Below are 11,897 nucleotides of genomic sequence, written 5' to 3'. Positions count from 1 at the left end.
GATTTTAGAAAAAGGTAAAAGGGGAATTAATTGACTGATTACTACAAAGTTCTAGGCGTTGATCACAATGCTAGCGACGACGAAATTCGCAAAGCCTACCGCAAGATGAGCCGCAAATATCATCCTGATATTGCAGGCGCTGAGTTTGAAGAAAAGTTTAAGGAAGTAAATGCTGCCTATGACGTGCTTTCTAATCCTGAAAAGCGTCGAATGGTAGACATGGGTGTTGATCCTAACGATCCTTCTGCAGGAAGTGCCGGAGCTTCAGGCGCTGGTTTTGCAGACATGGGAATGGGCGACATTTTCAGCCAATTCTTTGGTGGCTCTTTCGGCAATTCGCAAGGACCAATTTCGCGTGTGCAGCCTGGTGACGATGCGTTAGCTGAGGCTCGTATTGATTTGAAAACCGCTATTTTTGGCGGAAACGTTAGCGTACGGTTAACTACTTTTGGTGTTTGTAAGGATTGCTCTGGTTCCGGTTCTGCCGACAATTCCGCTCCAGAACAGTGCTCAGTATGCCACGGTTCCGGCTTCTGTCAAAAAGTTGTTCGCACTATGCTCGGTCAAATGATGTCTTCGATGCCTTGTGAGCATTGCGAAGGTCATGGCACGATTATTAAGAATCTTTGCCAAAACTGCCACGGTCATGGTCGCGTGCGTTCAATTCGTGAAGTTGGCGTGAACGTACCGGCTGGAATTCGTGATGGCAGTCGTTTGCGCTTAGCTTCTCAAGGAAGCGTTGGTGAGTGCGGCGGTCCTGCTGGCGATTTGTACGTTGATATTCATATTCGTGCAGATAAGCAATTTACTCGCAACGAGGATGATTTGCATTGCTGGATTACAGTTCCTATGAGCTGGGCTGTTCTTGGTCGCAGTCTTGAAATCGACACTTTTGATGGTGCTCAGAAAATAACGATTCCTGCAGGTTGCCAAAACGAAGACACTATTACTTTGCCAAATCTTGGTGTAACGAAGCTTCGTTCTAAAGATCGCGGAAATATCGTGGTTCATGTGCTGGTGCAAACGCCTTCTAAGTTGAATGATGAAGAGCGTTCTTTGATTGAAAAATTTGCTAAGTTGCATGATAGTTCTGTGAAGCAAGTGCAGCAACATTCGTTAAGTGAGCAGTCGAGTGAGCGTAAAGGTTTCTTTAGTAAATTAAAGGAAGCTTTTGCCGGCTGATTTTACGGCTTTAATTTACTGCTTTAAACGGATTCAATTTACGGCTTTAATTTACGGCTTTAATTTAAAATAGTGGGGAAATATGGCATTACCAATATTGTTTGCTGGAACTCCGGAAGTTGCGGTTCCGTCTCTTCGCGAGTTAGCTAAAGATAGTGAGCATTTTGATGTTCGCGCTGTTCTTACGCGACCGGACGCTCCGACTGGTCGCGGCAGAAAGCTTGTGCCAAGCCCTGTGAAACAGGCTGCTCTTGAGCTCGGCTTGCCAGTGCTTGAGTCGGATCCTAAAGATGAAAATGTGTTTCTTGAACAGCTTGCGGCAACCGGTGCAAAAGCTGCAGCAGTTGTAGCATACGGTAAGATTTTGCGCCAGAATGTTTTAGACGCGTTGCCACTCGGCTGGTATAATCTTCATTTTTCGCTTCTTCCGCAATGGCGAGGTGCAGCTCCTGTGCAGCGCGCCATTTGGGCTGGGGATGATATTACAGGTGCTACTGTTTTTCGCATTACACGCGGCATGGATTGCGGGCCTATTTTGGCGCAGTTTACTACAAAAATTGAGCCTCACGAAAATTCTGGCGATCTTCTTGCGCGACTTGCAAACGACGGCGCTCCGCTTCTTGCAGCATCTCTTCGTGGCATGGAAACTGGTGAAATTGTGCCGGTTGATCAAGATCAAACTCCTCAAGAAGTTGCGCAAAAAATCACTGTTGAAGATGCTCACATTGATTTTCATGCGCCAGATTTTGCTGTTGACCGTCAAATTCGCGCTTGTACGCCAAATCCAGGTGCGTGGTGCGAACTTCACGCGGACGATGAGAATAACGCAGAGCCGATTACTTTGCATGTTTTGCGCGCAGTTCCTGCAGATGCTAACGATCCGCATGCCCAAGATTTTAATCAGCTTGATCCTGGAAAATTACTTGCTGGTAAGAAGCAAGTTTGGGTCGGTACTTTAAGCGGCGCACTTGAGCTTTTGGAAGTAAAAGCGCAAGGTAAGAAAGCTATGAAAGCGGCAGACTGGGCGCGCGGAGCCAGGCTTTCGGCAGCAGCTTACTGCGCATAAAATTATGAGTATAAACTTTTCTTCGATGTTGCCAACTTTGTCTAAATCCGGACTTTTGGTTATGGATGTTGATGCAACGCTTATTGAGGAAGAAGTTATCGATTTGCTCGGTGCAGAAGCTGGATGCGGAGATGAGCTTTCTGAGATTACAGCGCGAGCAATGCGTGGCGAAATTACTTTCGATACTTCCTTGCGTTCGCGCGTGTGTATGCTTCGCGATTTGAATCTTGACGAGTGCAAAAAGCGTATTATTTCTAAAATTCATGTAACTAAAGGCGCGAATGTTTTAATTGACACGCTTCATACACATGGTTGGAAAGTTGGCGCAGTTTCTGGCGGTTTTCACGAGATTTTGGACGAATTTTTGCCGAGTTTGAATATTGATTTTTGGGCGGCTCACCATTTAGAGTCTATTGACGGAAAGCTTACTGGCAACGTGCTAGGAAATATTGTTAACGCTAATGCAAAAGTTGAAGCGCTTAGAACTTGGGCAACTAATCTTGGAATTGATCGCGAGCAAACTGTTGCCGTGGGGGATGGAGCGAACGATATTTCAATGATTAAATTTGCTGGATTAGGCGTAGCTTTTTGCGCAAAACCAGCAGTTCAGGCGGCCACTCCTTACCGCATTCTTACTCGCGATTTAAGCGCTGTCTTGCGTTTTTTGAATGCGAATTAATCTGTTTTTAAGGTCTCTTGTTTACTGTTGCGCGAGTTTTGGGGGATTTCTTGCATTTATAGAACGAAAAGTTGATGAATGTACATAAGCAATGTAAAATAATGAAGCAATGATTAAAGATTAATGATTAAATTTTTTTGTGAAAGTYCTGTATCTTTTAACCACAGAGCTTAAATKTGTTGGTGAATCTTTCTATTAAGTGAGTAAAATAAAGTTAATTTATAGGAGAGAGAGTGTGCATAAGTACGGGAATTTTATGCATTTAGGGTAGGGAGTGTAAGTTGAATTTACGAGAAGTTGCGCTTGAAGTTGCGCGTATTTTGGAAGATGTTGGTAAACATGCGTATCAGGATCAATTAAGCCCTCAAGATATGACGTCGATTGCGTTGGGTGATCCTAATAAATCTGAATCTGGTTTTGGTGATAAGCTCGTGCGTTTTATTCAAAATCGTTTGACTTATGTGAATCCTTTCCAAGGTTTTTGGCAAACTAGGCCGGAGCAGTGCAATCCGGGAGACCGTTTTTGGTGTGTTGGAAACGTCGACGGCGCTATTAATTTTAATCGCGATATGGCTGAGTGGACTCTTACGGTTTCGCTTTTTGAGTTTAACGATGAAGGCTCCGCTCGTCCGGTTCTTGGCGTTGTGCACGCTCCTGCGTTGGGATTGACTTATTTGGCTGCAAAGGGTCAGGGTGCTATTCGTATTCGTAGGACTCCGCAAGGAGAGAAGCGTGAGAAGATTACGCCTTCCACAACTTCTACTTTGCAAGGATCTGTGGTTTGCTACGGAATGTCTTATATACCTGGTGAATCTAAGCGTGCACTTGGCGTAGTTGCTTCTGTTGAAGAAGGCTGTCCTGCGGATATTAAGCGTATTGGACCTGCGTCGCTCGACTTGTGCAAGGTGGCAGATGGCACTTATGACGCTTATTTTGAGCCTCACTTGCATTATTGGGATATTCCAGCTGTTTCTGCTGGTGCTGTGGTTGTGGAAGAGGCGCAGTGCCAGGTGTGCCAGTGGGATGGAAGCCCTATTCATTGGCGCAAGGAAAATGATGTGGTTGCTTCTAATGGCTTGCTTATTAAAGAGTTAAAGCCGTATCTTAAGTAACTAATAATCTCGTGTGTGTCGTAATTTTTAATAAATATTATGACGTCGTAATATGCAATTCATGTGGGATTTATGCGGTAGTGAAATACAAATTACGAAATTATAGCATAAAACTACTTGCAATGTATGAACATGTGAGTATCATACAACCTGTATGAGTGTCAGTTTGCACATTTTTATGCATATTGAAACGTATTAAGAGAGTATGAAGCGTTGTGTAAATAGCAAATTGGTATGAAACAAAGAAGCGAATGCTAATTTATTGGCTGCCGCATGATTGCATATTACAAATTATGTATAAGCAGAAACATAAAGAAGACACATTATTGAAGTGAGGAATAATGACGAAGAAGATCATGAGTGCAAAGCATCTTGCTGATTTGCAAAAGTCTATGAAAAAATCTAGTAACAGCGTTATTTACGCGCCACTTTCTAAGAGCGTGTGCGCAGCTATGCTCGCAGGTGCTATGGTGATTGGGGGGGGGGTATTCGTTTCTACTCCTTTGCCTGCGTATGCTGACGGCTATGTAAGTGGTGATGGTGCTCGCGTTTATTACGGCTACAAAGCTGACGCTGATTACAGTAAAGAGCGTTTGCTGATTAAAGTAACATATTATAAAACTAAGGCTGACGCGCTTAAAGGTGGAAACGATGGTGTTGATCCGCTTGGTAAGTTTGTGCGCGTTGAATATACTTCTAATAATCCTGAGGATGCCAATAAACAACCAGATAAGTGGGCTTTAAGACCAACTTGGTGGTTTGGTGTGCCAAATGGTTTGAAAGCAGATACGATTTCCCAAATCCGCTTGGTAAGGAATGAGCGAGGAACTCAAGAGGCTTCTAGTCCATCTACTCCTGGCGCTAAAAAGTTGAAAAATGCTTCAAGGCAAGGCTATGTTGTAGCAAGTGACCACACGTATAACAGCATAGATCAGTGGAAACACAGTGTTTCACGCGATTATTACTCTGGTAGCGACAAGACCATCGATGGCAAGGGTTGGCAGCGTATGGTCGGTATTGGTGGTAAATCAGGAGATTACGATAATTCTGGTAATACCAGAGATCAGTGGAATATTTACAAGGATGGTAATGCTAACGGTCTTCAAGGTATTTTTGCTGACTGGGAGTCTGCTGGTCAACGCTACTACGAAATGTCGTATGTAGCAGAAATGACAGATGATGCTTGGAAGCAGCGCGATCAGAAGCCGCTATTGTTTGTTGCAGGCATTTACCGCGGTGTTGGTAATTGGCGTTACGTTGCAGGCAGCACGATGCGTGCACCAAAGATTGCGGATCATTTGGAATTGAAATATCCTAAGCCGACGCCTGTAAAGAATCTTGACTCGCTTGATGATAATGAACAGAAAGCAGTAAAAACTGCTATTAATGATGCTAATAAGAGTAACGATAAAGACCATCCAAATCTATTTGATCAGTTGCTAGCAAAAGACGGCATTAGTGTTGACACTAAAGGTAATGCGACTATTACTTTTACAGACGGCACTAAGCGTGTTATGCCGGCTAGCTTATTGGTATTAAAGAACGAAACAGATAAAGACAAGTATAAGCCAACGCTTCCAGCTCGTACGCCTGTAGTGAAGTTGTCGAAGCTCACGTCTGATGAAAAGACTGCGGTAACTCAGGCAATTATTAATGCTAATGGTGGTTCTACGCCTAATGCCTTCTTGCAGAATGTGAAGAAAACTAATAACCAGTATGAAATTCGCGTTCAAGAAGACGGCAGTGCAAAAGTTACTTATGCTGATGGATCAGAGCTTACTATTCCTTCTACAGATTTGGTGTATCAAGGTGCAACTATCGCCGATTGGGCGCCGTATCGCGTTCCAGTTCCTACGGAAGTAGATGACCCATCTAAGTCATTAACTGAAGAGCAAAAGGCTGCTATTGCGTCGGCATTTGATGAAGCAAATAAGAGTTTCCCTGTTTATAAAGATGCTAAAAACCATAACAATAATACGTCTCCTGTAACGTTTGATGACAAAAACAATGCTGTAATTACTTGGGAAGATGGTTCACAAACTACCATTCCTGCTTGGCAGTTCTTGAAGAAGAAGCAGACGCAAGCTCCAACGCCTGAGCAAAAGCAAACTACCAAAGAGTTTACGGTTGATTTGCCACAAACACCTACGGAAGTTGCTTTCGATCCATTTGATACGACTGCAACAATTGATAATAAGCAACTTACCAACCTTGAAGCTTCATTGCAAGCTTTAACAGCTAAGGACGCAAGCGATAGTAATAAGACTGTAACTCTTACTTCTGCAAAGATTGATATTGCAACTGGCACTGTAACTTTTAAAGCTAAAGGATATGAAGATAGAAAGTATCCAATCGGCATCTTCTATAAGAAGCAGTCAACTGGATCTGGTACTCAGAATCCTACGCAAAAAAATGAAGAGACTAAGGATGGATATAAATATAAAATTCCTCATGTCAACATTGCTGGTGATTCTCCAACGTTAGCAGAAGAGCAAGAGGCTCTTAAGCAGTTCATTACGTTGAATTACAACGGTACAGTTCCTAAAATAAACTACGACGGTAGTAGTAGTATTATTACAATTGAGAATTCCAATTTAACTGCAAAAGATCCATCAATGACTCCTTATGGTATTGGGAATGGTCATATTGTAGATGTAATGGTTTCTTCTCATTTGGGAGACATAACAATTAATTATGATTCTACACCTGTAGAGGATGATGATGATACTGATCATAGTATGACCCAACAGATATTTATTGATAGCAAAGATATCTACATCAAGAAGAAGAATAACAATAAAGACAACACTATTGATCAGCTGAAGGCTCTTGCTAAGAATCTTCTGAAGGAAAAGAAAAATCTTACTAAATCTGACTTTACAAGAGCTGGTTTGGATAAAGATAAAATAACTAATGAAGCTATTGATAAGATGAATGATGCTGGAGAGCTTCGTGATCTTATTAAGAAGCTGAGTGAAGCAAAGCATGCTGATCGTACGTACAATTCTATTGGTGAGGTTGTTGTTGATAATCCAGCCACGCCTACTGAAGATGATTTCAAGAAGGCTGTGGAAGCGTTCGTAAAAGCTAACTACGATAAGAGCGACAATTTCCATGCTAATACTGTTACTACAGCTTTGCCTACTGATTTAACTCCAAAGTCTGGCACTATTGATATGGAGATTGCTGACGATAATATTAAGTCAGTTACTTCCAGTAAGACTGGCGATGCCGCTGATTATAAGTCAATGGTATTTAAGGATGCCAAGGGTACTCAGCTTTTCACTGTTGCTATTAGCTACAAGAAGAAGGAAGAAACTCCAAAGCTTAGCGACGATGCTCTTAACGAGATGAAGAAGCAAGCTAAGGAGACTATCGATCATAATCCAAATCTGACTAAGACAGATAAGGATGGTTTTGATAAGCGTATTGATGCAGCAACTACTGCTGAGCAGATTCAAAACATTTTGAAGGAAGCTGCAGAGAAAGCAAATCAGAACTCAACTTCTAATGATCCTAAGATTAAGGGTGAAATAAGCGGCAATCAGAATGGTGCTGACGCTGAGAACCAGCAGAAACTCGATGCTGCTAAAGAAGCTGCTAAGGATATTATCAGCAAGCTTCCTAATTTGAGTGATGATGAAAAGAAGGATCTTAAGGGTAAGGTCGATAAAGCAGCTGACATTAATAGCGTGAATAGCGTTGTTGATGAAGCCAAGAAACTCAGCGAACTTAATGGTGTTAAGAAGGAAATTGAAGAAGCGCATCTTTACTTCCTTGACCATGGTAAGGGTGGAGATGCTGATTCGTCTGATCCAAATCACACTGAAGATGCTGCTTTGAATAAGTTGCTTCATGGAACTCCTACTGAGGATCAAACTCTTACAACTTTGGCTGAGAAGTTGAAAGCAAATCCTGCATCTGCATCTGAGATTCGCGCTGCTCTCGAAGCTGCAAAGCAACAGAACAATAAAAATGAAGCTCAAGCTAAAGATAATGCAAAGTCTGAGCTTGATGACATGAAGCAGAATCTTGATGCAGCATACAATGCATTGACTGATGAGCAGAAGAAAACCGCAACGGAAAAGTATACTGCTGCAACTGCTGCTATTGAAACTGCAAAGACTACAGTTGACTCTGCAACCAAGCCTTCTGAGATTACGGGCGCTCTTAACACAGTGAATACTGCACTTGCGGCAGCTAATACGGCAGTTGAAAATGCCAAGGGTAAGCGCGATACTTCTAGTATCACCAACGATCAAGATTCTGCACTTGCCGAAGAGAAGAAAGCTGCTCATGATCGTGTCAATAAGACTAATCTCTCTCCAGAGGAAAAGAAGCAGTACAATGATGCAATCGATGCTTCAACAAAGCTTGGCGACCCAACTGGTATTGCTAACCGAGCTGAAAAGCATCAAAAGATTGAGGATGCTAAGAAGCAGATTGCTGATCTTAAGTATTTGAACAAGGCTCAGAAACAGTATTATAAGGATCTTCTTGATAGTACTGATGCCTCTGAGCACGTTGGTGAAGATGGAAAGTCTACTGGCAAGGATGATATCGATGATGCTCTTGAACAAGCGTTGAACTTGAACGGTGTGATGAAGCGGTTGGCTGATCTTGCTACGAGTGCAGATACGCTTAAGAAAGACACAAAGTATTCTTCTGCTGATAAAGCTAAGAAGGATGCTTTCGATGCTGCTTTGAATGCTGCAAACACTCAACTGGATAAGGTTGAAGGCGCAGACAGCGACAATATTAACGCTGACGGTGCTAACGCTTTATACAATGATTTGCTTAAAGCTATGCAAGGTCTTGATAGCACTGTTAAGGGTGTTGGTTTATACACTGACGACTTGCAAAAAGAGTACGATGCTGATGTTGCTTTGAAGGAACAGCCTGTATACAAGAATGCAACTAAGAATGTGAAGGAAGCATTCAATAAAGCTTTTGAAGCTGCAAAGTCTGTTCTTGACAATGCAACAAAGAATCCAACTCAGCTTGGTGCTGATGCTGCAGCTCAGCAGAATGCAATCGGTGCTGCTCTTGCTAACTTAGTGAATACTCGCAAGGCTCTTGACGGCATTGATACAACTGCATTGCAGGCTGAAGTCGACAAAGATAAGCCTTTGGAGGATAAGCCTGTATACAAGAATGCTTCTAAAGATAAGAAAAATGCTTTCGACAAGGCACTTGCAGCGGCTGAAGATGCAATTGCGGATGCTGAGGGCAAGAAACAGTTAGCTGCTGGCGAGGATCCAAAGACTCAAGAACAGAAGCAAAAAGCTGTTAATGATGCATTGACTGCATTGCAGAATGCTGCTAAGGATCTTGATGGTAAGGAACAAAAGCCAACCCCGGCTCCTTCTGTTGATAAGAGTGGTTTGAAGGCTCTTGTTGATGTTGCTGGGCAGGTAAAGGATTCTGACGCGTATAAGTATGCTGATGCTAATAAGCAGGGTGCTTATGATAAGGCTATTAGTGATGGCCAAAGCGTGTTAGCTAAGACTGATGCTACGGCTGATGAGGTTGCTAACGCTGTTCATGCTATTAATACTGCTAAGACTGCGTTGGATGGTAAGAAGCCAACTCCAACTCCGACCCCAACTCCATTGCCAAGCCCAAGTCCATTGCCAAGCCCAAGTCCACTGCCAACTCCTGGTTATGGAACAGGCAATGCTGGAGCAGGTAATGCTGGAGCAGGTAATGCTGGAACTGGAACTGGAACTGGAACTGGAACTGGTAATGCTGGTTCTGAAGCTGGTTATGGTGTGAATGATAATGCGCCTACTACTGTGGATAAGGGTGAGTTGAACATTCAGATTCAGGGTGCTGAGTCTGATTCGCAGCCTGGAAATGCTGGTAACGGTAATACTGGTGCTAATACTGGTAATTCTGCCAACGTAGCTGGTAAAGCTGGTGCTGGCGTAAACTCTGGTAATGCAGGTAACGCTGCTAACACCAACGCTGCCAACGCTAACGCTAATAATGCTAATGGCGTAAATTCTGCTGTTGTGAATGCTGCTGTTGAGAATAATCCGGCTGTGAAGCAGGCGGATGCTCAAGTTGCTAAGGCTCAGGCTGTTGTGGATGCTGCTTTGGCTGAGGCTAAGAAGGTTGCTGCTGATCCTAACGCTACTCAGGCTCAGGTTGATGCTGCGGTTCAGAATCTTTCTGCTGCTCGTAAGGCTTTGGCTGCTGCTAAGGCTCATGCGGCTGATGTTCGTGCTTCTGTGCGTGCTCAGGTGTTGAAGAGTGGTAGTGTTGCTCAGCTTAGTAAGACTGGTAGTGACGTGTCTGTGTTTGGCTTGTTTGCTGCAACTCTTAGTGCTGCTGGTGCTGCGCTTTTCTCGGCTAAGCGTCGTGGTACTTCTCGTCATAGTAATAAGTAGGATATTTGCTAGCTGGTCTGGTTATTGCAGATCAGCTAGTTTTAGAGCTGCTTAATGCTTGCTTAATTGTATTCAGTAAGTTTGCTGAGTATTGGGTTAATTAGCATAATGAAGTTAATGTAAAATGTGCCTCACTTTGCGTCTTTCTTTACTCCGCGAAGTGAGGCATTTTTGTATGCGAATATTTTTATCTAACACGAATTGAAACAGTCTTGAAAATATGGGAGAATTACCACATGACTACAGTTATTATGCATACTTCTGAAGGCGATATAAAAATCAATTTGTTTGACAGTAAAGCGCCTGAAACCGTCAAAAATTTTGTTGGCTTAGCTACCGGTGAGCGCGAGTGGCTTGACCCATTCAGTAGAAAACCTTCGCATGAGCCATTTTACGATGGTTTAACTTTCCACCGCATTATTAAGGACTTCATGATTCAGGGTGGCTGTCCACTCGGCAATGGAACTGGCGGTCCTGGATACGAGTTTGACGATGAAATTGATGCATCTTTGAAGTTTGATAAGCCTTATTTGCTCGCTATGGCAAATGCTGGAAAGCGTCGCGGTCGTGACGGTCGTTTGCATGGCACTAACGGTTCGCAGTTCTTCATTACAACTGTGCCAACTCCATGGCTTGACGGTCACCATACAATTTTCGGCGAAGTTGCTGACGATGAATCGAAGGCGGTTGTCGATAAGCTCGAGGCTGTCGCAACGGATCGATCTGATGCTCCTCTTGAGCCTGTAGGTATTATTTCTATTGAAGTTTTGTGATTAAACGTTATTTGATTTAAKAYTCTTTAATATTTAATTGCAAAAATCAGATTTTGCCGACTAAATCGATAGAAGGTTCCAAGGTTTCTTCGCCCTGCTCCCATTTTGCTGGGCAAACTTCGCCTGGGTGCGCTGCAATATACTGTGCTGCTTTAACTTTACGAAGGAGCTCGTCGGCGTTACGACCAATTCCGTCTGCGGTCATCTCAAAGAACTGAATCATACCTTGCGGATCTACGAGGAACGTAGCACGGTGAGCTAAACCGGATTCTTGATTCCAAGCGTCAAAATTACGCGAAAGAGCTCCAGAAGGATCACCCAACATAGTGTACTTTACTTTTGCAATTGCTTCAGAATCGTCATGCCATGCTTTGTGTACAAAATGTGTATCCGTAGAGACTGAGTAAACTTCAACGCCTAGCTTTTGCAATTCCTCATAGTGGTTTGCAAGATCTTCCAATTCAGTTGGGCATACGAATGAAAAATCAGCTGGATAGAAGAAGAAAATTGCCCATTTGCCAAGAACATCAGTATCGTTTACTTCAACAAATTCGCCATTCTTATAACCATTTACTTTGAATGGAAGAATATGTGTGTTCATTAAACTCATATCATTCTCCTAAATAGGTCATTTGCGCCTTCGTTGCGCTTTTATTTTCATTATTAAGAATAGATTATGGCTATTGATAATTC

At 42.9% G+C, this 11,897-nt stretch carries 7 protein-coding genes; 6 read left to right on the top strand and 1 reads right to left on the bottom strand.

The genetic code is table 11. The features are described 5' to 3' along the window. Positions 1 to 30 precede the first annotated feature (30 nt). The 6 genes from dnaJ to A5294_RS00410 all read left to right on the top strand — a co-directional run bounded on the left by dnaJ (position 31) and on the right by A5294_RS00410 (position 11,204). On the top strand, positions 31 to 1,182 hold the full coding sequence (dnaJ, locus tag A5294_RS00435) for a molecular chaperone DnaJ (RefSeq protein ID WP_064340191.1): 1,152 nt from the start codon (positions 31 to 33) through the stop codon (positions 1,180 to 1,182). Positions 1,183 to 1,264: 82 nt separating this feature from the next. Further along, positions 1,265 to 2,248, top strand: coding sequence for a methionyl-tRNA formyltransferase (gene fmt, locus A5294_RS00430; RefSeq protein ID WP_064340190.1), 984 nt, complete (start codon positions 1,265 to 1,267; stop codon positions 2,246 to 2,248). Positions 2,249 to 2,273: 25 nt separating this feature from the next. Continuing rightward, positions 2,274 to 2,927: a phosphoserine phosphatase SerB gene (gene serB, locus A5294_RS00425; protein WP_082851857.1), complete on the top strand. Its 654-nt coding sequence runs from the start codon at positions 2,274 to 2,276 to the stop codon at positions 2,925 to 2,927. 281 nt (positions 2,928 to 3,208) lie between these two features. After that, a complete protein-coding gene (locus tag A5294_RS00420) occupies positions 3,209 to 4,039 on the top strand; it encodes an inositol monophosphatase family protein (RefSeq protein ID WP_064340188.1) in 831 nt (276 codons plus the stop codon). Between the two features lie 341 nt (positions 4,040 to 4,380). After that, positions 4,381 to 10,431 (top strand): hypothetical protein, encoded by a 6,051-nt coding sequence (locus A5294_RS00415; protein ID WP_231880162.1) that lies wholly within the window; start codon positions 4,381 to 4,383, stop codon positions 10,429 to 10,431. Positions 10,432 to 10,667: 236 nt separating this feature from the next. Continuing rightward, positions 10,668 to 11,204 carry a peptidylprolyl isomerase gene (locus A5294_RS00410; protein ID WP_004119077.1) on the top strand — a complete coding sequence of 179 codons (537 nt, stop codon included), beginning with the start codon at positions 10,668 to 10,670 and terminating at the stop codon, positions 11,202 to 11,204. A gap of 46 nt (positions 11,205 to 11,250) precedes the next feature. Here A5294_RS00410 and ahpC read toward each other — a convergent pair whose 3' ends face one another. Next, positions 11,251 to 11,814: an alkyl hydroperoxide reductase subunit C gene (gene ahpC, locus A5294_RS00405; protein WP_032842454.1), complete on the bottom strand. Its 564-nt coding sequence runs from the start codon at positions 11,812 to 11,814 to the stop codon at positions 11,251 to 11,253. Between the last annotated feature and the right edge of the window lie 83 nt (positions 11,815 to 11,897).

The organism is Gardnerella sp. 30-4, from assembly GCF_001641215.1.
GTDB lineage: Bacteria > Actinomycetota > Actinomycetes > Actinomycetales > Bifidobacteriaceae > Bifidobacterium > Bifidobacterium leopoldii.
Note: the sequence above shows the minus strand (reverse complement) of the source record. Positions and strands in the feature narration are given on the sequence as shown.

What these genes read in the sequence shown, in the direction of transcription:
- fmt (WP_064340190.1), top strand. Translation starts at nt 1,265, where the DNA reads ATGGCATTACCAATATTGTTTGCTGGAACTCCGGAAGTTGCGGTTCCG.
- serB (WP_082851857.1), top strand. Translation starts at nt 2,274, where the DNA reads ATGTTGCCAACTTTGTCTAAATCCGGACTTTTGGTTATGGATGTTGAT.
- A5294_RS00415 (WP_231880162.1), top strand. Translation starts at nt 4,381, where the DNA reads ATGACGAAGAAGATCATGAGTGCAAAGCATCTTGCTGATTTGCAAAAG.
- ahpC (WP_032842454.1), bottom strand. Translation starts at nt 11,814, where the DNA reads ATGAGTTTAATGAACACACATATTCTTCCATTCAAAGTAAATGGTTAT.
- A5294_RS00410 (WP_004119077.1), top strand. Translation starts at nt 10,668, where the DNA reads ATGACTACAGTTATTATGCATACTTCTGAAGGCGATATAAAAATCAAT.